Raw genomic sequence first — 21,310 nt, 5'->3', positions numbered from 1 at the left:
ATCACGACAAATCCGAAATGGCGAGGTGATTCGAAATGTCTTGGGAGACAGCGGCACTCATTGCGCTCGTACTGATGTTGACTGCGGTGTCCATGTGGGGATTCGCCGGGATAGGGCGGGAACGCGATACGCGGTTTCTACGACTCGCATACCTCGACGGGAAAGGGTGCATCTACGCGCCCGCATCGGGCGGGACGGGACGGTGGCATCGTGGTCGACATCGGGCCGCGTGATCCCGGCGTGCGCGCCGCGCCGTCGGACTTCTCGATGTTCGAGAATCTGGACCTGGAAGCGTTGCGGGACATGCATGATCGCGACTGCCGGGAGTCGCGGTGTGCGGTGCGGGACGGCCTGGATCGGGCTATCCAGGCTCGGCAGCCCTGTCAGGGTTATCCGGCGGAATGTGTGCTGGCGGAAGTGATCGAGCTTCGGGTGGCGCAGGAGAACTGGCGTCAGTAGATGAGGCCGAACAGGCGCGTCCAGTCGATGCGGATCTCGATCGGCATGTCCACCAACGTTTCTCCGGGTATCACCGGGGTGATGCGGCGGTGGGTGCGGTAGTGGCCCAGCACCAGGACGTGGGTGTCGATGGCCGTCACGCGGTCGCGGTCCATCCAGACCAGCCAGTACCAGGGGATGCCTGCCAGGGCGTATTCCGCCTGTTTGTCGGCGGTGTCGATGCGTTCGGTCACCGGGGAGACCACCTCTACGGCGATCTTCACGCGGGAGGCGGGCAGCGGGCCGACATCGGTTGGCTCACAGGTGAACAGGGCGACATCCGGTCGCCGCACGGTGACGCGCGGGCGCTCCCACAGCAGGACGTCGACATCGGTGCCCGCGTACAGGCGGCCGTCGTTGTACCTGCTCATATGGGTTTCCGCGCCCGCCTCCAGCATGGTGGCGATGCGGCGGGCGGCATTGCGGTGGGTGTGCGTGGGCGCTTCCGCGCGCACCACATCACCGTTCACGACCTCCACCATCTGACAGAAGTCGCGAGGTAACTGCTGCCAGATGTCGAGCGTGATCGGTTCGGGCTGCAGGTTTTCCGCCCGCGCCCACTCCAATACTCCTGCCAAAGCGCGCCTGCCCGCCTCTCCGTGACTTCAGCGCACAGCTCGACTGCCGTTGATCGTCGAGCACGCGTGCCAGCGGTTGATGACCGAACAAATTGTGGACGTACCCGGTGAGTTACCCCAAGCCTCACGAAATCAGTCGTCACTGTCGCACAAACATACCGGGGGGCGGGGATGATTCAGCGGATTTGCAGCGTGATCGACGGGTAGCCGGTCGCGCCGTCGGGGATCACGTCCCGGCGCTCCTCGGTCTGCGTTTCACCGGCGCCGTCGGTGGCGCGCGCCCAGATGGTGTGCGTGCCGGGGGTGGCCTCCCAGTCGAAGGCCCACTGCCGCCAGGTGTCGATGGAAGGCTCGACCGCCAGGCGGGCGGGCTGCCATTCGCCCTGATCGATGCGCACCTCGACGCCCCGGATGCCGCGATGCTGCGCCCACGCGACGCCCGCGACGGTGATACGGCCGGGGGTGAGGCTCTTGCGGGAGCTCGGGACGTCGATGCGGGTTCCGGTCTTGATCGGGCCGTAGGCCGACCAGCCGCGCTTGGTCCAATACGCTTGCGCGCGATCGAATCTGGTGACCTCGAGTTCGGTCACCCACTTGGTCGCCGAGACATAGCCGTAGAGGCCCGGCACCACCAGGCGCGCCGGATACCCGTGCACCACCGGCAGCGCCTCACCGTTCATGCCGACGGCGAGCATGGCGTCGCGGCCGTCGGTGAGCACCGACAGCGGGCTGCCCGCCGTCCAGCCGTCCTTGCTGCGGGACAGCACCATATCGGCCTCCGGATGCGGCACCGCCTCGGCGAGCAGTTCATCGAGGCGGTACCCGAGCCAGAGCGCGTTGCCGATGAGATCGCCGCCGATCTCGTTGGAGACGCACGCCAGCGTCACCAGCCGCTCGATGGGGGTGCGGGCCGCCAAATCCGCGTAGGTGAGCCGGATTTCGCGATCCACCATGCCGTGGATGCGCAGCGACCAGTCCTCCTTGCTGACCTGCGGCACCACGAGTGCGGTGTCGATTCGGTAGAAGTCGGCATTCGGCGTGAGATACGAGGTGAGACCCGGAATCCGAAGATCCGCACCGGGATCCACCTCCGGCAGCGGTGCGGTGACCGACGGCAACGTGACCTCGGCCCGCTCCCCCGCCACATTCCGCGACGACGCGCCCAGCAACCGTCCCACGAGCCCCGCGCCTGCCGCGGCCGCACCGCCGATCACGAGGCCGCGCACCACGATTCGCCGCTCCAGCGCGACATCGGCAGCGGCCGGATCGGCAGGGGCCGCATCGGCAGGGGCGGATCCTGTTCCGGCAGCGCGCTCGAAGTCCTCGATGCGGCGAATCAGACTGCGCAGCACAATGATTCCCGCCCAGGTACCGAGCACTGCCGGAAAAATCCAGGTCCACGTGGCCTGCGGGCGGGTGAGGGCGGCGAGGGCGGCGCATCCGCCGAAGACCACGAAGAGCACGGACCCGACCGGCCGCCGCGTCCGTTCGACCAGACCGGCCAGGGCGGCCACCACCACGGCGACCACACCCATGATCAGGAACAGCACCGTCTTGTCGCTGGTGCCGAAGGTGTCGATCGCCCATTCGCGCACCCCGTCCGGCGTCTGATCGACCACCCAGTCACCGACGGCGGGCAGCGGCGCGCTCTCCGCCCCGGCCAGCACCGCCACCAGCTCGGCGACACCCAGAATCACCCCCGCCGACACCACGCCAGCGGCGACTCGCAATCCACGACCGGTCACGAATCCGACCCTACTGCGTTCCGCGCCGCGCGAACCGGGCCGAATGATGACAGAACAGTGACGTCAGCCGGACCCCACGCCACCCGGCGGCCACCGAATGGCGAAGGGCCTGCGGGACGACCAGCACAGGCGGCGGCCGTCTACTGCCCCATCGCGCCGCTGCCGGTGAAGCCGATCATCCAGCTGACCGAGAACTTGTCGGTGCACATACCGAAGGCCTCGGCCCACTCGGATTTGCCGAAGGGCATGAAGACCTGGCCACCGGCGGAGAGTTCGGTGAAGTAGCGCTCGGCCTCGGCGGCGGACTCGGCCTCGACGCTCACGCTGTAGCCGGCATCGGCGAAGTTGACGGACTGGTCGGGCGGGCAGTCCATGCACATGATGACGTCGCCGCCGGGAACCGTCACGCCGGAGTAGGCGACGCGGTTCTTGTCGTCCTCGGACAGGTCGGCCCCACTGCCGAAATCGCCGTAGCGGACGAGCTCGAGTTCACCGCCCAGCACGGACTGGTAGAAGGTGACGGCTTCCTCGGCATTGCCTTCGAAGATGAGACAGGGGTTCACAGCGGGCATGATGGCCTCCTCGATCGGGTTACCCGGCAGAAGTTGAGCGGCACAGCCACTCCTCAGAGTAGACGGGCGAAACGGCCCGAATTCATCGCCGCGTGGCCCGGACGGTGATTCCGCGAGCGGTTCGACATCGATAGAACTGATACGTCAACTTCGCGAGAAAGTGTGAGGCCATGAGCGAGCTACCCCTGGTGCGGCACCAGCGCATCGATGTCGACGGCGTCGAGGTGTTCTACCGCGAATCCGTGCCCGGCCGCGCGGACGCGCCGACCCTGCTCCTGCTGCACGGCTTCCCCTCCGGCTCGCATCAGTTCCGGCGGCTCATCGACACCCTGGGCGACCGCTACCGGCTCATCGCACCGGATTACCCCGGCTTCGGAAACACCGTCGCCCCCGCCGATTTCGACTACAGCTTCGACCGGCTCGCCGATATCACCGAGGGTTTCGTGCAGCGCCTCGGACTGACCGAATTCGCCGTGTACGTCTTCGATTTCGGCGCACCCGTCGGATTCCGGCTCGCCACCCGCCATCCCGAGTGGATCACCGGGCTCGTGGTCCAGAACGGCAATGCCTATGAGGCCGGATTGTCCGACGGCGCAAAGGATTTCATCGCCCTGCGCCCTGAGCAGGACGGCTCGGCGGATATCATTCGCAGCCTGCTCTCCCCCGAGGGCACCCGCAGCCAGTACGAGGGCGGCGTCCCCGACCCCAGCGTGCTGTCCCCCGACGCCTGGAACCTCGACCAGTACTACCTGGAACTCCCCGGCCGCACCGAAGCCCAGCTGGCACTGGCCTACGACTACCACTCGAATGTGGCCCGCTACCCCGAATGGCAGGAGTGGCTGCGGAAATTCACGCCCCCGGCGCTCATCGTCTGGGGCGCGAACGACATGTTCTTCCCCGCCCCGGGAGCCCACGCCTACCTGGCCGACCTCCCCGAAGCCGAACTCCACCTCTTCGACACCGGCCACTTCGCCCTGGAAACCCATCTGCGCGAAATCGCCCCGCTCATCGCCGATTTCCTCGATCGGCTGTGAACGACGAAGGCCCCGCACTCCGCGAAGGAGTGCGGGGCCATCGTTACGGCTCTCAGCCGGGCGCTGAAGGCGCGGAGAGGCGGGGGAGCAGGATCACTCCCCGTAGATGGCGGCCACGTCGGAGGCGAACTCCTTCATGACCACATTGCGCTTGAGCGACATCTTCGGGGTGAGCTGACCACCCTCCTGGGTCCAGTCGACCGGCAGGATGCGGATCTTCTTGATCGCCTCGGCGTGCGACACCAGCTTGTTGGTGGCCGCGACCGCCTCGTTGATCTCGGCGACCAGGGCCGGGTTCTCGATCAGATGCTCGATGGTGGTGTCCGCGGAGATGCCGTTGCGGTCCTTCCAGCCGGGCAGGGCTTCCTGATCGAGGGTGATCAGCGCGCCGATGAAGGGCTGGCCGTCGCCGACCACCATGACCTGGCTGATCAGCGGGTGCTGGCGCAGGGAGTCCTCGAGCATGGCCGGGGAGACGTTCTTGCCGCCCGCGGTGACCAGGATTTCCTTCTTGCGGCCGACGATGGAGATGAAACCGTTCTCGTCGATCGCGCCCAGGTCGCCGGTCTTGAACCAGCCGTCCTCGAAGGCGTCCGCGGTGGCGTCCGGGTTGTTCCAGTAGCCGCCGAAGACGACCGGGCCCTTGATGAGCAGTTCGCCGTCGTCGGCCACCTTGGCGGCGTGACCCGGCAGCGGGCGGCCGACCGAGCCGACCTTGATGTGCTTGGGGGTGTTGACGCTGACGGCCGCGGTGGACTCGGTCAGGCCGTAGCCCTCGTAGATGGTGACGCCCGCGCCGCGGAAGTAGTGGCCCAGGCGCGCACCCAGCGGACCGCCGCCGGAGACGGCGGAGGCGCACCGGCCGCCCATGGCCTCGCGCAGCTTGCTGAACACCAGCTTGTCGAACACCGTGTGCTTCAGCGACAGCACCAGGCCGGGCTTGCCGGTCTGCAGCGCCTGGCTGTACTGGATGGCGGTCTCGGTGGCGATGTCGAAGATCTTGCCCTTGCCGCCGTCGTGCGCCTTCTGCTTCGCGCCGTTGAAGACCTTCTCGAACACGCGCGGCACCGAGAGGATGAAGTCCGGCTTGTACTGGCCGAACTGCTCGACCAGCGTGGTCCAGTCGGCGGTGTGCGCGACGGTGACGCCGGCGTCGAACGCGGCCAGCGCGACGGCCCGCGCGAACACGTGGGCCAGCGGCAGGAACAGCAGCGACTTGCGGCCCGGCTGCAGGAATTCGCTCATGGCCGAACGGTCGGCGGCGGACTCCGCGTAGAGGTTGGCATGCGAGAGCATGACGCCCTTGGGGCGACCGGTGGTGCCGGAGGTGTAGATCAGGGTGGCCGGGGAGGCGGCCTTCACCTGGGCGCGACGCTCGTGCACGACCGAGTCGTCGAGGTCGGAGCCGCGCGCGATGAGGTCGGCGACGGCGTCCTTGTCGAGGGTCAGCACCTCCTTCAGATCGCCCAGTCCGCCCTCGATCTCGGCGATGGTGGCGCGGTGCTTGTCGTTCTCGACCACGGTGATCTTGGTGGCCGAGTCGGACAGGATCCAGCGGCACTGCTCGGCCGAGGAGGAGTCGAAAATGGCGACCGTGCACCCACCGGCGGCCCAGATGGCGAAGTCGAGGACGACCCACTCGTAGCTGGTGGCGGCCATGATGGCGACGCGATCACCGAGTTCGATACCGGAGGCGACGAGGCCCTTGGCCACGTCCGTCACGGTCTTGGCGAATTCCGCCGCCGTGACATCGTTCCAGCCGCCCTTGCCATTCGGGGTGTTGAAGACGACCAGATTCGGGGTCTTCTCCGCATGCCGGAACGCGCCGTCCGACATATTCGCGTTTTCCGGAATGGTGTAGGTAGCCGGGACTTCGAACTCTCGCATCGCTGCCCTTCCACAGAGAGTGGGGTTTACTCGCCAGTAATTTACGCCACGCTTACGCGTAACGCCCGCCGGAGTCCCAGAACTGTTTCTCGGACCCCGTCGGGCCGTCGCGGAAATCGGTCGCGCTCTATCCTATTGACCGGATCTGCGCTGGTCGAAGCGCCTGCCGCAGGAACTCACCGAGCTCCCGGGTGACCTGTGCGGCCGGGGCGACCAGCGCCGACTGCAACTGGGCCACATGCCAGAGGCCGCGGGTCTCGCTGAAGCGGGTCTCCACGCCCGCCTCCCGCAGCGCCGCCACCAGACGGACGCACTGCGCGTGCAGCATCTCGTCCACATCGGCCTGGACGTACACCGGCGGCAGCCCCCGCATGGCGCCCAGCAGCGGCGCGTACCCGGTGTCGGAACCGTCGCCGTCACCCAGATAGGCGGCCGCGCAGGCCCGCGACCACCGCTTGGTGAGCACCAGATCGCCGTCCTGCGCCGGAATCTCGTTGGGGTCGGTCCACGGCGCGATCAGGCCGAGCGCGGCCGGGGTGTACCCGTGCCGGTCCCGCAGCCGCTGCGCCAGGGCCAGCGACAACCCGCCGCCCGCCGAATCACCGGCGATGGCAATGCGTTCGGGCTGGTAGCCGAACGCCACCAGCTCCAGGAACGCCGCCTCGGCATCCTCCAGCGCCGCCGGGAACGGATGCTCGGGAGCCAGCCGGTAATCCGGAACCTGTACGGCACAACCGGTTTCACGGGACAGAGAGCCCGTCACCGCGCGATGCGTGATGGGCGAACCCACCGTGTAACCGCCGCCGTGCAGGTACAGCACGGTCGCGGTGGTCGACACCGGACCGGCCGTGACTCGCTCGGCCCGCCGCCCGCCCAGCTCCACCTTCTCGATATGGGTGCCCCGGGGTGCGCGCTGCAGTGGCGCGCCCCCGTCCATCAGGGCGCGCTGCACGGTCCACGGCAGCCGGTGATTCAACATCAACCGGAAGATCGGATGCAGCACCGTACGCGCAACGGGCAGCGGCAATTTCACGTCTGGCATTCGAATTCCCCTAGGGCAGAACGATCTTCTGCACCGTAGCGGCGATCCGCTGGTAATAGGAGGCGGTTGTGCGAACGAACAAATCGAGAGCCTTTGCCTCCCAGCCGATCAGCACCCGGCCGTGACCCTTGCGCACGCCCTCGGTGATGGTCTGCGCGGCCATCTCCGGCGTGTGCATGGCCAGCTTCGAATCGAACAGCGCGGCCAGGTTCTTCTGATCCAGGCCCTCGGAGACGGTGGCGTTGCGGGCCACCGCGGTCTTGATGCCGCCCGGGTGCACACAGGTGACCTTGACCGGGGAGCCCTTCATGAGCATCTCCTGGCGCAACGCCTCGGTGAAGCCGCGCACCGCGAATTTCGCGGCGTTGTAAGCACTCTGGCCGGGCACGGCGATCAGGCCGAACAGGCTGGAGATGTTCACCACGTGGCCCGCGCCGGATTCGATCAGGTGCGGCAGGAATGCCTTGGTGCCGTTGACGACGCCGTAGAAGTCGACATCCATGATGCGGTCGATGTCCTTGAAGGACGTGTCGACGACATCACCGTGGTGCGCGATACCGGCGTTGTTGTAGATCTGGTTGACCTTGCCGAAGTGCTTGCGCACCTCGTCGGCGTAGACCAGCACGGCCTCGCGCTCGGCCACGTTCAGCCGATCGGATTTCACCTTGACGCCGTACTTTTCACAACGGCGCACGGTCTCGGCGAGACCCTCGGTGTCGATATCGGACAACGCCAGGTGCGCACCGCGCCGCGCCAGGTTCTCGGCCAGGGCGCGGCCGATGCCGGAGCCCGCGCCGGTGATGACACAGACCTTGTCCTTGAAGTAAGCGTCGTTGCTCACGGTCACTCTTTCGCTCGAGGAAGACGGATCAGGAAGCCTTGGCCGCGACTGCGGTCGTGGTGTCGTAGGCCGCTACATCGAATTTCTCGAGCAGACTACGGAATCGGAAGGTGAAATCCGGCCACAGTGTGGTGTTGTTGCCGTGCTTGTCCAGGTACCAGGAGGCGCAGCCGCCGGTGGACCACACCGTGCCCTGCAGCTTCTTCTGCAGTTCGGTGTTGAACTCGTCCTGGACGTCCTTGCGGACCTCGACGGTGCGCAGGCCCTTGGCCTCGATCTGCTCGATGGCGTCGGCGATGTAGTTGATCTGCGATTCGATCATGTACACCATCGAGGTGTGGCCCAGGCCGACGTTCGGGCCGAGCAGGAAGAACATGTTCGGGTAGTTGTGGATGGCCGAACCCTTGTAACCCTGCTGACCGCTCACGTCGAAAACCTCGGAGAGCGTGCGGCCGTCGCGGCCGGCGATGGTCTCGAAGGCCGGGGAATCGGTGACGTGGAAGCCGGTGGCCACGATGATGGCGTCCACCGGGCGCTCTACGCCGTCCTTGGTGACGATGGCGTTCGCGGTGATCTCCTTGATGCCGTCGGTGACCACGTCCACGTTCTCGCGGTCCAGCGCCGGGTAGTACTCGTTGGAGATCAGCATGCGCTTGCAGCCGATGCGGAAGTTCGGGGTGACCTTCTTGCGCAGCTCCGGATCGCGGATCTCGGCGAACAGCTTGGCGCGGGCCACGCCCTCGAGTGCGAGCATGGCGGGCGGGAACTTGGCCAGGCCGACGACCTGGGTCTCGCGCGCGGCGTAGATGGCGGCGCGGGACAGCGCCTGCACACCCGGGATGTGCTTGAACGCGAACTTCTCCACACCCAGGTACGGGCGGTCGGCGCGGGGCAGCAGCCAGGGCGCGGTGCGCTGGTAGACGTCCAGGTGCGCGACCTGCTTGGCGATGCTCGGGACGATCTGGATGGCGGACGCGCCGGTGCCGATGACGGCGACGCGCTTACCGGACAGATCGGAGTCGTGGTCCCAGCGGGCGGAGTGGAAGATCTCGCCCTCGAAGCTGTTGATGCCCTTGATATCCGGCAGGTTCGGCTCGCACAGCGCGCCCACGGCGGAGATCAGGTAGTCGGCGGTGAACGGGCCCTGGTTGGTGTCGATCTCCCAGACGGACCGCTCGGTGTTCCAGCGCGCGCCGGTCATATCGCAGCCGAAGATGTGCTTGTCGCGGACGCCGTACTTGTCGGCCACGCCCTGGATGTAGCTCTGGATCTCCGGCTGCTTGGAGAACGAGCGCGACCAGTTCGGGTTGAGCGCGAAGGAGTACGAGTACAGGTGCGAGGGCACGTCGCAGGCAGCACCCGGATAGGTGTTGTCGCGCCAGGTGCCGCCGACATCGTTCCCGCGTTCCAGCACCAGGAAGTCCTGGTGACCCTGCTGGGTCAGCCGGATGGCCATGCCCAGGCCCGAGAAGCCACTGCCCACGATGACGATGTGGGAGTGCCGGGCGGGGCGGTTGCCGACAGCTTTGTCTGTAACCTTGCGACTCATGTATCCGAGCGTAAGGTCTTATTGAGTACGAGTCAATATACTATTGACTCGAGTTCAGTAGCGGTAGCCCGATGGCGAGGAAAGGCAGCATGAGCAGACCGGATTCCGGCGTCAAACGCGTCCGCCTCAGCCCGGACGAACGCCGCAAACAGCTCATCGAACTCGGCGTGGAGATGCTGCGCGAACGCGACCTCGAAGACATCTCGGTCAACGACATCGCCGCCCAGGCCGGCATCTCCCGCGGCCTGCTGTTCCACTACTTCCCCTCCGTCCAGGACTTCCAGGTCGAGATCCTCAAGCGAGCCAACTCCGAATTCCTGGAGACCACCGCGCCCGACGAGAGCCTCGGCATCTTCGACATGCTGCGCGACGCCATCGAGCGCTACATCGACTACGTCAGCCAGAACGGCGCGGCCTACCACGCCCTGCTGCGCGGCCCCGCCAGCTCCCGGCCCGAAACCGCCGAACTCGTCGCGAGCGCGCGCCAGGCCACCGCGGATCGCATTCTCGCGCAACTGAACATCCCCCTCGACAATCCGGACCTACCCGGGCTGGCGCTGGCGGTGCGCGGCTGGATCGCCTTCGTCGAAGAGGTCGTGCTCACCTGGCTGCGCGACAAACCCGTCAGCCGGGAAGCCCTGGTGGACATGCTCGTTCAATCCCTGCCCGCCCTCGGACTGGCCCTGAGCCCCGCCCTGGCCGCGCTGCTGATGCAGCCCTGATCAGCAGGGCCAGATCGTCGAACGGCGCAAGCCTTCCAGATCACGCACGGCGACATGACGATTGTTCAGGCACAGCAGCCTGGCCTCGCGCATCTCCCGCATGGCCAGCCCGACCGCGTCCACCTTCGCGCCGATCAACTGCCCCAGCTCCTCGTAGGACAGCCGCACGGTGAGCTTGCACGTCTCCACCTCGGATTCGCCGTCGAACACCATTTCCCGGCGACCGTAGGATTCCGCGAATTCCACCAGCAGCCTGGCCAATCGGACCGGCACCGGGCAGTCCGCGAAATCCAGCCGCTGCTGATCCGACCACGCCAGCCTGTCCACGATGGCGCGGCACAGGGTCTGCCAGGTATCGGTGTGCCGATCCAGGAACGCCACGAATTCCGGCCCCGGAATGCAGTGCGCGATCGTATCCGTGCACACCGTGGCGGTGGCCGAACGCCGCGAATGCGGTTCCAGCGCACCGAGTTCCCCGATCACATCCCCGCTCACCCGAATCGCGAACAACTTCCCGTCATCCGCAGTGATCTTGGCGCAGGCCGACACGGTGGCATCCCGCGACCGCAGCAGATACACCGAACTCCCCGCCTCCCCCTGCCGCATCAGCACCCGGCCGGGCGGGCAATAGAATTGCGCACCCAACCTGAGCAGGTCGTTGCGCGACACAGGGGTGAGTCGCGCCATGAACGTCCGTTCCGGCCACGGCCAATCCACCAGGCTCTTGATCATATTCAGCTCCGTGCACGTGGAAGCCGTCCCCGAAACTCCCACGGTAGGTGAGCATTCCGAAAACGGAACATGATCGCACGTAACGATCTGAGACGGTTGTCGCCGAAAATTGTTGCGGCGCAGTAATATGGCGCGCATTCTGGAATCCGTGGGGAGTGAGGAATTCGTTCCGGGAAATTCGCGGCCGATCTCCAGCGGATCCTGCGCGCGACAGCCGATGTCATCGATCCCGAAGGGCCGGGAAACGCCCTGCGGCAAAAGCTGACCGGCCATCTCCGCATCGGCGTCACCGACACCACGGTGGTGAACCAGACCTGGCGGGCCTGGGAACACGCCAATCTGCAACGCGGCGTGGACGCCTATCTGGCCGAGCGCGGGCAGGCCGACTGGTTCGGACTGTCGGGCGCGCATCGCTCCGGCGACGATGTGATGGGGCTGCTCTACAGCAGCATCCACCACGGCCACTACCGCTTGGGCGCACCGGATTTCGTCACCGTCGCCATCGGCCCCGACGAGGTCACCGAAGCCGTGCAATTCGGTCTCGCCGCGACCACGGCCCCCGACGGCACCCCGGTGATCCTGTGCGTACGCGGCTCGAATCCGCACTTCGGCAGCGAGAACTGCCAGGTCGAGGTGCTGGCGGCCGACCGGGTCACCGCCACCGTCACCCGCAACCGAATCGAACAGCTCATGGACGCGCACAATGTCTTTCGCGGGCAGGTGCTGTCCTTCGGCTACAGCGAGCACCGCCGCAACGAGCTGATCAGCTTCCTGCCTCGGCCGCACCTGGCGGCGGACGAGGTCGTGCTGCCCGAGGGCGCGCTGGAACTCATCGAGCGGCATACCGTCGCCATCGCCGAACACCGCACCGAACTGCTCGCGGCGGGACAGCACGTGAAACGCGGACTGCTGCTGCACGGGCCGCCGGGGACCGGGAAGACGCACACCGTGCGCTACCTGATGAACCGGCTCTCCGACAGCACCGTTATCGTATTGACCGGCGCGGCAATGGGTTTGATCGAGCATGCCGCGAATCTGGCACGCAAGCTGCAACCGAGCGTGGTCGTGGTGGAGGACGTGGATCTCATCGCGCGCGATCGGAGCTACTCCCCCACCGGACACCCCTTGCTGTTCAGCCTGTTGGACGCGATGGACGGGATCGGCGGGGACGCGGACGTCACCTTCCTGCTCACCACCAACCGGGCCGGAGATCTGGAGGAGGCGCTGGCCGATCGGCCGGGGCGGGTCGATCTCGCCGTCGAGATTCCGCGCCCCGACGCGCGTGGGCGGGAAGCGCTGCTGCGGCTCTACAGCCGGGGCATGAAGGTGACCGCCGATCCGGCGCCGATCATCGCCGCCACCGAGGGCCAAACCGCCTCGTTCATCAAGGAATTGCTGCGGCGGGCAGCACTGCGGGCGATCATCTGCCGGCCGGACGAGGTGGGCACCGTCGTCGGCGACGCCGACCTGGCGGGCGCACTCGCGGAGATGAACGACAACGCGGCCACACTCACCCGGACCCTGCTCGGAGCGCCACCGGAACCAGGCGACTGATCCCCCCGTCATTCCGGCATGCTGTGGCCTGGCGTATCAGGCACGCCGCTTACAGGGCGTGGGCGTCCAGCCATTCGCGGGCCAGGGCGGCCGGGTTGGAGAGGTCGTCGCGGGCGCGGCGGACGAGTTCGGCCAGGGCGGCCGTATCCAGTTCGCCCGCAACGTAATTGAGCTTCTTGATCTGGTCTTCGGTGAGGACGCCCTTGCGCAGCACCGGGATCACCTGCTGGGAGCGGAAGGCGTAGTCCGGATCGGCGAGGGGGATCGTGGCGCCCGCGCCGCCCTTCAGGAAGGCGGCGGGCATCGAGAGGACGCCGAGCTGGATGACACCACTCTCGACCGCGGCCTGGACGTCGGAGTCGCTGCGGTACTCGGCGATTCGGGTGGGGTCGAGGCGGCAGCCGTAGACCTCGCGCAGGCGGTCGGCGACATCGACCCTCGGATTCAAAGGCGGGCGCAGCGGGTCCGCACCGGCGGCGGTGTTGATGCCGACCGTCAGTTCGGAGCAGCGGGCGGCCAGCTCCTTCAGATTCGCGGGCAGGCCGGCGGCGGCCGTGGTGACAACCGTCGAGCGCAGGTCGGTGCCGTCGGCTGGGTCGGAGATGGTCAGGCCCTCGGGCATGGCGGCGTACAGAGCCTTCAGCACCGCATCGGGTTTGTATGCGGTGGAAGCGGAATCGAGGCTGTGCAGGAGGTCGCCGGTGTCGTCGCTGACCAGGGTGGCGTCGGCGGCGTCGAGGGCAGCCAGGTAGTCGGCGCGCAGGCCGAGCTTGTCCTTGACGACCGTCTTCGCGCCGGTGCGGGCGAGCGCCCCCGCGTAGATCTCGGCCATGACCATGGACTGGTACGAGTCACCCGCACCTACGGTGATCACCGGGGTCTCCGAATCACTGCCGCAGGACACCGCCCCCGCCGCGAGCGCCAGCACCACCAGGGAGCCGAGCCAGCGCGACTTCGGTTGTGCGACGCCACGACCCCGCCCGCCGCGAACTCTTCCGCCGATCATGCGTGACAGTCTGCCTGCCGGGGTGGACCGATCGCACGGCGGCACGCAACAGACCGCGGAATCCGCGAAACGCACCCCGGAACCCAGCGGCCCGGGGACGAACCGGGCAGTATGGACATTCTGGCGTGGCCCGATCCGGCCCGCCGGCCCCGAACTGCCCGGGACGTCGGAAGGACAGCAGTGAAATCCCCTCGCACCTCGCGTGGCCGTCGTGGACTACGACCGGCCCTCAGTGTCGCGCGCGTACTCGCCGCGGCCGTCGCGCTGGCCGCCGCCATGGCGCTGACCGCCTGCGGTGACTCCGACCCGCTGGCCAGTGGTGGCAGCTGTGACGGCGACACCAACAAGATCACCGTCGGCTCCGCCAACTTCCCGGAATCCGAGACCGTCGCCGACCTGTACGCCGAAGTGCTGCGCGTCAACGGGTTCAGCGTGGACACCAAACTCAATATCGGCAGCCGCGAAGCCTACGTGCCCGCCCTGCGCAACTGCTCCATCTCGCTGATCCCGGACTACACCGGCAACCTGCTGCTGTACTTGGACAAATCGGCCACCGCCACCTCCGCCGCCGACGTGGACAAGGCGCTCACCGGTGCGCTCGGTGACCAGCTCGCCATCGCGACACCCGCACCCGCGCAGGACTCGGATGCCGTGGTCGTCACCCGCGCCACCGCCGACCGCTGGAACCTCACCAGCATCGGCGACCTCGCCGCGCACTCGGCCGAGGTGAAATTCGCCGCGCCCGCCGAATTCCAGGAGCGCCCGGTCGGCCTGCCCGGCTTGAAGAAGAACTACAACCTCGACATCGCCGCGAACAACTTCGTGCCCATCGCGGACGGCGGCGGCCCGGCCACCGTGCGCGCCCTCGTCGAGGGCCAGGTGACCGCCGCCGACATCTTCACCACCTCCCCCGCCATCGTCGAGAACAACCTGGTGGTGCTGGCCGACCCCAAGAACAACTTCCCGGCGCAGAACGTGGTGCCGCTGTTCAACGTCGCCAAGAAGAGCGACAAGCTGGTCAAGGTGCTCGACGCGCTGTCGGCGAAACTCACCACCGCCGAACTGATCTCGCTCAACACCGCGGTCTCCGGCGCGAGCAAGACCGAACCGGCGGCAGCGGCCAAGGCGTGGATCGTCGCGCAGGGGCTCGACAAGCCGATCGCGTAACCGCACAGGAGGGGACGGCGTGTCCGATATCGAATTCAGCAACGTCACCAAGACCTACCCGGACGGCACCACCGCCGTCGAATATCTCGATCTGCGTATCGAATCCGGCTCCTTCACCGTGTTCGTCGGCCCGTCCGGCTGCGGGAAGACCACCTCCATGCGCATGATCAACCGCATGATCACGCCCACCTCCGGGCGGATACTCATTGCGGACCAGGATATTTCGGCGCAGGATCCGGTGAAACTGCGGCTCGGCATCGGATACGTCATCCAGAACGCGGGGCTGCTGCCGCACCGCACCGTCATCGACAATGTGGCCACCGTGCCCGTACTGAAAGGCATGCGGCGGTCGCAGGCGCGCAAGGCCGCGCTGGAGGTACTCGACCGCGTCGGACTCGATCGCTCTCTGGCGCAACGGTATCCGGCGCAGCTGTCCGGCGGTCAGCAACAGCGCGTCGGAGTGGCGCGGGCGCTGGCCGCCGACCCGCCCATCCTGCTCATGGACGAACCGTTCAGCGCCGTCGACCCGGTGGTGCGCGCCGAATTGCAGGCCGAAATGCTGCGGCTGCAAGCCGAATTGCGCAAGACCATCGTGTTCGTGACACACGATATCGACGAAGCCGTCACGCTCGGTGAGAAGATCGCGGTCTTCGGTCCGGGCGGGCGGCTCCAGCAGTACGACACCCCGCAGGAGGTGCTCGCCCAGCCCGCCAGCGATTTCGTCGCCGGATTCGTCGGACGCGATCGCGGATATCGTGGGCTGTCGTTCCGCAGCGCCTCCGGAGTGCCGGTGCACGAGGTCGCCACCGCCACCGTCGCCGAGATCCCAGCGCAGCGACTCGAACTCGGGCAGTGGGTGCTGGTCGTGGACGAGAACCGGCATCCGCTCGGCTGGGTCGATGTCACCGGCGTGGAGGGCGTGCGCGCCGGAAAGCCATTGCACGACAGCATGTCCGCGGGCGGATCATTGTTCCCCAGCGGCGGAGATCTGCGGCTGGCACTGGACGCCGCCGTCTCCTCGCCATCGGGAATCGGTGTGGCCGTGGACGATTCCGGCGCGGTCATCGGCGGGGTGCGTGCCGGTGACGTGCTCGAACAGCTGGCCCGGCAGCGCGCCGGAGAGGATGCGGACCGCAACCGGCACTTCTTCGAACAGGAATCGCGGTGAGGTATCTCCTCGACAACTTCGCCGAGATCCGCGGCTACACCGGTGAACACCTGAGTTTGGCGCTGGTACCCCTGCTGCTCGGACTCGCGATCTCGATCCCGGCGGGAGCGGTGGCGCACCGGTACGGGTGGCTGCGCCGCATCACCGTCACCGTCGCCGGGATCGCCTACACGATTCCGTCACTGGCACTGTTCGTGATCCTGCCGCCGCTGCTCGGCATCTCCACCATCGACCCGCTGAATGTCATTGTCGCCCTGACCATCTACTCGGTGGCACTGCTGATCGTGGCGGTGCCCGCCGCCCTCGACACCGTGCCCGCCGAGGTGCTCGACGCCGCCGACGCCATCGGCTACGGGCCGGTGCGCCGCATTCTCACCGTCGAATTCCCGCTCGCCCTACCGGTTTTCATCGCCAACCTGCGGGTCGTGGCGGTCACCAATATCTCCATGGTGACCGTGGGCGCACTGATCGGGGTCGGCGGGCTCGGCAAACTGTTCACCCAGGGCTATCAGCGCGACTATCCCGACGAGATCGTGGCGGGCATCATCGTGGTGCTGGTGCTGGCACTGGCCCTCGACCGGGTCATCTACCTGCTCGGCGTCCTCGCCACCCCGTGGCTGCGCGGCGGCCGCACCCGGCGGATCCGCCGCCCCGCCGAGACGCCGCTGACCGACGTCACCCTCACCAAGGGCACGACACCGGCGAAAGGCGCTGGGGCATGAACCTTTTCGCACAGGCCTGGGACTACCTGACCACCGTCGGCAACTGGTCCGGCCCGACCGGCATCGGCATGCGCATCGGGCAGCACCTCTGGTACAGCTTCCTGGCGGTGGCCGGATCCGCGATCCTGGCCGTGCCGCTCGGCATGCTCATCGGCCACACCCGGCGCGGCTCGGCGGCCATCGTCGGCTTCGCCAATGCCATGCGCGCGCTGCCGACCCTCGGCCTGCTCACCTTCTTCGTGCTGCTCATGGGGCTCGGGCTGATTCCGCCGCTGCTGGCCCTGCTCACCGTCGGCATACCGCCACTGCTGGCGGGCGCGTACGCGGGGGTCGCGAATGTGGACGCCACCGTCGTGGACGCCTCACGGGCCATGGGGATGACCGAACGTCAGATCCTGCTGGGCGTGGAACTCCCCAATGCCCTGCCGGTGCTGCTCACCGGCCTGCGCGCGGCCACGCTCCAGGTCGTGGCGACCGCGACCATCGCCGCCTACGTCAACCTCGGTGGGCTCGGCCGCTACATCTTCGACGGCATCGGGCTCTACAAATACGACCGGGTGCTGGTGGGCGCGATTCTGGTCGCGGCCCTGGCCCTGGCCCTGGACGGGCTGCTCGCGCTCGCCGTCCGGCTCTCCGCACCCGGCGTCAGGCAATCGCTGAGCAAATCGAACCATTGACCAACCCTGTGAGGTGGATCACGATGGAACGTGGCCCGAAGTAGTGCCGTTCCACCAACACCCACCCCCTCAGGAGGTTGCTGTGAAGGCCATGAAGGCGCGCGACATCATGCACCGAGATGCCACCTGTATCCCCGCCGACGAAACCCTCGACCGCGCCGCGCAAATGATGCGCAATATGGACGTGGGCGCCCTGCCGATCTGCAATAACGACAGGTTGATCGGCATGCTCACGGATCGTGACATCGTCGTGCGCTGCATTGCCGAAGGCCACGACCCCAGCCGCGTGCGCGCCGGAGATCTGGCGCAGGGCACGCCCCGCTGGGTGGACGCCGACACCGACGTCAGCGCCGTGCTGGACATGATGGAGCGCAATCAGATCAAACGCCTGCCCGTCATCGACATGAAGAACGGCAAGAAACTCATCGGCATGATCTGCGAATCGGATCTGGCCCGCAATATCAGTGATGAACAGCTCATGCAGTTCGTCACGGCCGTATCTATTCCGCATTGATTCGACTCCCCGGAGAGCGGAATCCCGGGTGACCGTCGCAGAATGACCGGGTGCGAGCGGGACGAATTCTTGTCATCGCCGCTACCGAAGGCATTCGCACAGCGGTCGCGTCGACACTGAGCGCGGCCGGGCACGAGGTGCTCGGCCGCGCCGACCACACGCATCTGGAACAGGACCTGACCCGCTTCCGGCCCGACATCGTCATCATCGACCCCGCACTGCCGGGCTGCGACCGGCGCACGCTGCTCGGCACCGTGCGAGCCCGATCCACCGCGGATGCGGTCGTGCTGACCTCCCCCGCCGACACCCTGGCCTATGTGACAGTCCTGCTCCAGCGCGCGGCGCAGACCCGGACACGAATCACCGTGGGCGATATGACAATCGATGTCGAAGCCGGAATCGCACAGCGCGACGGGCACACCATCGCGCTCACCGCCACCGAATTCAAACTGCTGACCTACTTCGCGAGACACCGGGACCGGGTACTCAGCAAAACCCAAATCCTCACCGGCGTATGGGGATACGACAATTACGATCCGAATCTGGTCGAGGTGAATGTGAGCGCGGTGCGCCGGAAAATCGAGCGATACGGGCCGCGCCTGCTGCACACCGTGCGCGGGCTGGGATACATCCTGCGCACCGAGATGTGAAGACCGTCTCGCGATCGGCTCTTCGACGGCCGCGTGGTGCGCCGGTAGCTTGGGGAAGATCATGAAGGTCGACTCCACCGCCACCCGCACCGCGCTGTGCCTGCTGTTCGTACTACCCGCCGTCGTGGTGGCGCTGGTCCGGCTCACCGGGCTCGAACGCGGGCCGTTCGTGCAATTACTGGCATTCACACCGTATATCGCGGCGTGGTCGCTGATTCCGCTGCTGCTCATGCTCGCGCTGCGGCGCTGGAAACTGGCGGCCTTCGCGCTCCTGGCCGTGGTGATACTCGGCGGCGCGGTGCTGCCCCGGTCGTTCGGCACACTGGCGCAGGGTCCCGGCGCGCTCCGCGTGCTCACGGTGAACATGCAGTTCGGGGCGGCCGATCCGGCGGCGCTGGTGACATTCGTACGCGACAACGCGGTGGATGTGCTGGCCCTGCAGGAATACACGCCGGAAGCCGAAACCGCCTTGCGCGCAGCGGGACTCGACATCGAACTACCGTTCGCGCAGACCAACCCGCTGCCGAAAGCCTCGGGCTCGGCGGTGTATTCGCGGCACGCGCTCGCCGACGGCGGGGTCCGGATGAACCCCGGGCAGTTCGCGCAGTCCTACGCGACGCTGACCTCGGATCAGGGCTTCCGGGTCATCATCGAATCGGTGCACACCACACCCCCCGCACACCTGGACAACCTCGCCTACTGGCGGCGCGATCTGAACAGTCAACCGCGCAGCACCACCGACAATCCGCGAATCATGCTGGGCGACTTCAACTCCACCCTCGACCACGCACCCTTCCGCGATCTCCTCACCCGCGGCTACCGCGACGCCGCCGCCACCGCAGGCTCCGGCTTCACCGCCACCTGGGGCCCCTACGAAGGCCGCCACGGCGACCGGAAACCCATCCCGCCCATCACCATCGACCACGTGCTGGCCGACAAGCGCATCGACATCGGCGAAGTCTCGGCCCACGCCCTCCCCCGCACCGACCACCGCGCCCTACTGGTGGACCTCTACCTACCGAAGCAGTAGCAACAACTCTCGTTGAATTCTCAGGGGCTTCGCCCCCGAACCCCCAGGGACGGGGCGAAAAGCCCAGCGACGAAACAGGAGCTCTCGCAGCCCGAATCGCAACAGGGACAGGGCCAGAAGCCCAGCGACGAAACGGAAGCTCTCGCAGCCCGAATCGCAAGGGGGGCGGGGTTTCTCTGCCCCAATGCAATTCGGCCCCCTTGCAGCTTGCTGCAAGGGGGCCGAGAGCTCAGAGTGGGGTTATGCCACGCCCTCGGCGCGGGCGGCGGCGCCCACGGCCTCGGCGACGGCCGGAGCCACGCGCGGGTCCAGGGGGCTGGGGATGATCTTGTCAGCCGAGAGTTCGTCCTTCACGACGCTGAAGATGGCGTCGGCGGCGGCCACCTTCATGCCCTCGGTGATGCGGCGCGCGCCGACATCCAGCGCGCCCTTGAAGACGCCCGGGAAGGCGAGGACGTTGTTGATCTGGTTCGGGAAGTCCGAGCGGCCCGTCGCCACGATGGCGGCGTACTTGGAGGCCACCTCGGGGTGGATCTCCGGGTCCGGGTTGGACATGGCGAACACGATCGACTCGGGGGCCATCGACGCGATGAGCTCCTCGGCGATGGTGCCGGCCGAGAGGCCCAGGAACACATCCGCGCCCGCGAGCGCCTCGGCGGGGCCGCCGGTGATGTCGCGCGGGTTGGTGCGGGTGGCCAGCTCGGCCTTCACGCCGTTGAGGTCGCCGCGGTCCCGGCTCACGATGCCCTTGGAGTCGAGCACGATGATGTCGGAGACGCCGGCCGCCAGCAGGATGTTGGTGCACGCGACACCGGCCGCGCCCGCACCGGACACCACGACCTTCAGGCCGGACATGTCACGACCCTGGAAGGTGGCCGCGCCCTTGAGCGCCGCCAGCACCACGATGGCGGTGCCGTGCTGGTCGTCGTGCATGACCGGGCAGTCGAGCGCCTCGATGACCCGCTGCTCGATCTCGAAGCAGCGCGGCGCGGAGATGTCCTCCAGGTTGACCGCGCCGAAGCTCGGGCGCAGGCGGATCAGGGTGTCCACGATCTCGTCGACATCCTTGGTGTCCAGCACGATCGGGATGGAGTCCAGGCCGGCGAACTTCTTGAACAGCGCCGCCTTGCCCTCCATCACCGGCAGCGAGGCGCGCGGGCCGATATCGCCCAGGCCCAGCACCGCGGTGCCGTCGGAGACGACCACGACCAGGCGCTCGGCCCAGGTGTAGGTCTTGGCGAGCGACTCGTCCTTGTGGATGCCGCGGCAGACCTGGGCGACACCGGGGGTGTACGCGATCGACAGGTCGCGCTGGGTGTCCAGCGGTGCGGTGAGTTCGACCGACAGCTTGCCGCCGAGGTGACCCGCGAAAATCTCTTCCGTGGTGATGTCGGACAGATTCCCGGTGGGGGATGCGGGGTTCGCCGTGGTGGCATTCACTGCTTCAGTCACGGGTGACACGATTTCACTCCTGCTCGGTGCGGACTCAACCGATTGACGGTTACCGTTCGGTAATGGGGATTTGGGTTTTCGAAGACTCTGAGGTATGCACCTGACCACGCTGTCGGCTGCGCACTACTGTGCCACCTTCATCGATTCGGGTGACGCGGGCAAGGCATGAC

General features: G+C 67.1%; 21 protein-coding genes. 11 read left to right on the top strand and 10 right to left on the bottom strand.

Features of this window, described 5'->3' with window-relative positions:
- Positions 1–210 precede the first annotated feature (210 nt).
- On the top strand, positions 211–459 hold the full coding sequence (locus JK358_RS17310; protein ID WP_201948722.1) for a hypothetical protein: 249 nt from the start codon (positions 211–213) through the stop codon (positions 457–459).
- Here the strand turns inward: JK358_RS17310 and JK358_RS17305 are convergent.
- From JK358_RS17305 to JK358_RS17295, 3 genes are all read right to left on the bottom strand, one after another.
- Positions 453–1,076, bottom strand: a complete 624-nt coding sequence (locus JK358_RS17305; RefSeq protein WP_201948721.1) for a Uma2 family endonuclease — start codon at positions 1,074–1,076, stop codon at positions 453–455. The genes JK358_RS17310 and JK358_RS17305 overlap by 7 nt on opposite strands.
- Before the next feature lie 176 nt (positions 1,077–1,252).
- Positions 1,253–2,821: a molybdopterin-dependent oxidoreductase gene (locus JK358_RS17300; RefSeq protein WP_201948720.1), complete on the bottom strand. Its 1,569-nt coding sequence runs from the start codon at positions 2,819–2,821 to the stop codon at positions 1,253–1,255.
- A gap of 140 nt (positions 2,822–2,961) precedes the next feature.
- On the bottom strand, positions 2,962–3,393 hold the full coding sequence (locus tag JK358_RS17295; protein ID WP_201948719.1) for a VOC family protein: 432 nt from the start codon (positions 3,391–3,393) through the stop codon (positions 2,962–2,964).
- A 170-nt stretch (positions 3,394–3,563) separates the two neighbouring features.
- On the opposite strand from JK358_RS17295, the gene JK358_RS17290 reads away from it, so the two are divergent.
- Complete coding sequence (locus JK358_RS17290) at positions 3,564–4,427, top strand: alpha/beta fold hydrolase (RefSeq protein ID WP_201948718.1); 864 nt, start codon at positions 3,564–3,566, stop codon at positions 4,425–4,427.
- Between the two features lie 93 nt (positions 4,428–4,520).
- On the opposite strand, the gene JK358_RS17285 is transcribed toward JK358_RS17290, so the two are convergent.
- From JK358_RS17285 to JK358_RS17270, 4 genes are all read right to left on the bottom strand, one after another.
- Entirely contained in the window at positions 4,521–6,314 is a 1,794-nt protein-coding gene (locus tag JK358_RS17285; RefSeq protein WP_201948717.1) for an AMP-dependent synthetase/ligase, read from the bottom strand.
- 127 nt (positions 6,315–6,441) lie between these two features.
- A complete protein-coding gene (locus JK358_RS17280) occupies positions 6,442–7,356 on the bottom strand; it encodes an alpha/beta hydrolase (RefSeq protein ID WP_201948716.1) in 915 nt (304 codons plus the stop codon).
- A gap of 10 nt (positions 7,357–7,366) precedes the next feature.
- Positions 7,367–8,197: an SDR family NAD(P)-dependent oxidoreductase gene (locus tag JK358_RS17275; protein WP_201948715.1), complete on the bottom strand. Its 831-nt coding sequence runs from the start codon at positions 8,195–8,197 to the stop codon at positions 7,367–7,369.
- Positions 8,198–8,225: 28 nt separating this feature from the next.
- Positions 8,226–9,746 (bottom strand): flavin-containing monooxygenase, encoded by a 1,521-nt coding sequence (locus JK358_RS17270; protein ID WP_201948714.1) that lies wholly within the window; start codon positions 9,744–9,746, stop codon positions 8,226–8,228.
- 89 nt (positions 9,747–9,835) lie between these two features.
- Between JK358_RS17270 and JK358_RS17265 the strand changes: the two genes are divergently transcribed.
- A complete protein-coding gene (locus tag JK358_RS17265) occupies positions 9,836–10,468 on the top strand; it encodes a TetR/AcrR family transcriptional regulator (RefSeq protein ID WP_201948713.1) in 633 nt (210 codons plus the stop codon).
- On the opposite strand, the gene JK358_RS17260 is transcribed toward JK358_RS17265, so the two are convergent.
- On the bottom strand, positions 10,469–11,200 hold the full coding sequence (locus JK358_RS17260) for a Crp/Fnr family transcriptional regulator (RefSeq protein ID WP_201948712.1): 732 nt from the start codon (positions 11,198–11,200) through the stop codon (positions 10,469–10,471).
- Between the two features lie 300 nt (positions 11,201–11,500).
- Here JK358_RS17260 and JK358_RS39305 point away from each other — a divergent pair, with 300 nt between their 5' ends.
- On the top strand, positions 11,501–12,754 hold the full coding sequence (locus tag JK358_RS39305) for an AAA family ATPase (protein ID WP_201948711.1): 1,254 nt from the start codon (positions 11,501–11,503) through the stop codon (positions 12,752–12,754).
- Positions 12,755–12,803: 49 nt separating this feature from the next.
- On the opposite strand, the gene JK358_RS17250 is transcribed toward JK358_RS39305, so the two are convergent.
- Complete coding sequence (locus tag JK358_RS17250) at positions 12,804–13,760, bottom strand: glycine betaine ABC transporter substrate-binding protein (RefSeq protein WP_201948710.1); 957 nt, start codon at positions 13,758–13,760, stop codon at positions 12,804–12,806.
- A gap of 276 nt (positions 13,761–14,036) precedes the next feature.
- Here JK358_RS17250 and JK358_RS17245 point away from each other — a divergent pair, with 276 nt between their 5' ends.
- The 7 genes from JK358_RS17245 to JK358_RS17215 all read left to right on the top strand — a co-directional run bounded on the left by JK358_RS17245 (position 14,037) and on the right by JK358_RS17215 (position 19,688).
- On the top strand, positions 14,037–14,927 hold the full coding sequence (locus JK358_RS17245; protein ID WP_232851478.1) for an ABC transporter substrate-binding protein: 891 nt from the start codon (positions 14,037–14,039) through the stop codon (positions 14,925–14,927).
- A gap of 19 nt (positions 14,928–14,946) precedes the next feature.
- Positions 14,947–16,095: an ABC transporter ATP-binding protein gene (locus tag JK358_RS17240; protein WP_201948708.1), complete on the top strand. Its 1,149-nt coding sequence runs from the start codon at positions 14,947–14,949 to the stop codon at positions 16,093–16,095.
- Positions 16,092–16,817 (top strand): ABC transporter permease, encoded by a 726-nt coding sequence (locus tag JK358_RS17235; protein WP_201948707.1) that lies wholly within the window; start codon positions 16,092–16,094, stop codon positions 16,815–16,817. The genes JK358_RS17240 and JK358_RS17235 overlap by 4 nt, the downstream gene beginning before the upstream one ends.
- Entirely contained in the window at positions 16,814–17,494 is a 681-nt protein-coding gene (locus JK358_RS17230) for an ABC transporter permease (protein WP_201948706.1), read from the top strand. The genes JK358_RS17235 and JK358_RS17230 overlap by 4 nt, the downstream gene beginning before the upstream one ends.
- Positions 17,495–17,585: 91 nt before the next feature.
- Entirely contained in the window at positions 17,586–18,008 is a 423-nt protein-coding gene (locus JK358_RS17225; protein ID WP_201948935.1) for a CBS domain-containing protein, read from the top strand.
- A gap of 50 nt (positions 18,009–18,058) precedes the next feature.
- On the top strand, positions 18,059–18,658 hold the full coding sequence (locus JK358_RS40365; protein WP_201948705.1) for a response regulator transcription factor: 600 nt from the start codon (positions 18,059–18,061) through the stop codon (positions 18,656–18,658).
- Positions 18,659–18,719: 61 nt separating this feature from the next.
- A complete protein-coding gene (locus tag JK358_RS17215) occupies positions 18,720–19,688 on the top strand; it encodes an endonuclease/exonuclease/phosphatase family protein (protein ID WP_201948704.1) in 969 nt (322 codons plus the stop codon).
- A 240-nt stretch (positions 19,689–19,928) separates the two neighbouring features.
- Here JK358_RS17215 and JK358_RS17210 read toward each other — a convergent pair whose 3' ends face one another.
- Positions 19,929–21,140 carry an NAD(P)-dependent malic enzyme gene (locus JK358_RS17210; protein ID WP_201948703.1) on the bottom strand — a complete coding sequence of 404 codons (1,212 nt, stop codon included), beginning with the start codon at positions 21,138–21,140 and terminating at the stop codon, positions 19,929–19,931.
- Between the last annotated feature and the right edge of the window lie 170 nt (positions 21,141–21,310).

It is taken from the genome of Nocardia acididurans (assembly GCF_016741815.1).
In the GTDB taxonomy this organism is placed as follows: Bacteria; Actinomycetota; Actinomycetes; order Mycobacteriales; family Mycobacteriaceae; genus Nocardia; species Nocardia acididurans.
The sequence above is the reverse complement of the archived record's forward strand: the minus strand, read 5'-3'. Positions and strand labels throughout refer to the sequence as shown.

Bases quoted from the DNA above. Each gene is read 5' to 3' on its own strand.
- JK358_RS17295 (WP_201948719.1), bottom strand. From the start codon at position 3,393: ATGCCCGCTGTGAACCCCTGTCTCATCTTCGAAGGCAATGCCGAGGAA.
- JK358_RS17290 (WP_201948718.1), top strand. From the start codon at position 3,564: ATGAGCGAGCTACCCCTGGTGCGGCACCAGCGCATCGATGTCGACGGC.
- JK358_RS17285 (WP_201948717.1), bottom strand. From the start codon at position 6,314: ATGCGAGAGTTCGAAGTCCCGGCTACCTACACCATTCCGGAAAACGCG.
- JK358_RS17280 (WP_201948716.1), bottom strand. From the start codon at position 7,356: ATGCCAGACGTGAAATTGCCGCTGCCCGTTGCGCGTACGGTGCTGCAT.
- JK358_RS17270 (WP_201948714.1), bottom strand. From the start codon at position 9,746: ATGAGTCGCAAGGTTACAGACAAAGCTGTCGGCAACCGCCCCGCCCGG.
- JK358_RS17265 (WP_201948713.1), top strand. From the start codon at position 9,836: ATGAGCAGACCGGATTCCGGCGTCAAACGCGTCCGCCTCAGCCCGGAC.
- JK358_RS17260 (WP_201948712.1), bottom strand. From the start codon at position 11,200: ATGATCAAGAGCCTGGTGGATTGGCCGTGGCCGGAACGGACGTTCATG.
- JK358_RS17250 (WP_201948710.1), bottom strand. From the start codon at position 13,760: ATGATCGGCGGAAGAGTTCGCGGCGGGCGGGGTCGTGGCGTCGCACAA.
- JK358_RS17245 (WP_232851478.1), top strand. From the start codon at position 14,037: ATGGCGCTGACCGCCTGCGGTGACTCCGACCCGCTGGCCAGTGGTGGC.
- JK358_RS17230 (WP_201948706.1), top strand. From the start codon at position 16,814: ATGAACCTTTTCGCACAGGCCTGGGACTACCTGACCACCGTCGGCAAC.
- JK358_RS17225 (WP_201948935.1), top strand. From the start codon at position 17,586: ATGAAGGCGCGCGACATCATGCACCGAGATGCCACCTGTATCCCCGCC.
- JK358_RS17215 (WP_201948704.1), top strand. From the start codon at position 18,720: ATGAAGGTCGACTCCACCGCCACCCGCACCGCGCTGTGCCTGCTGTTC.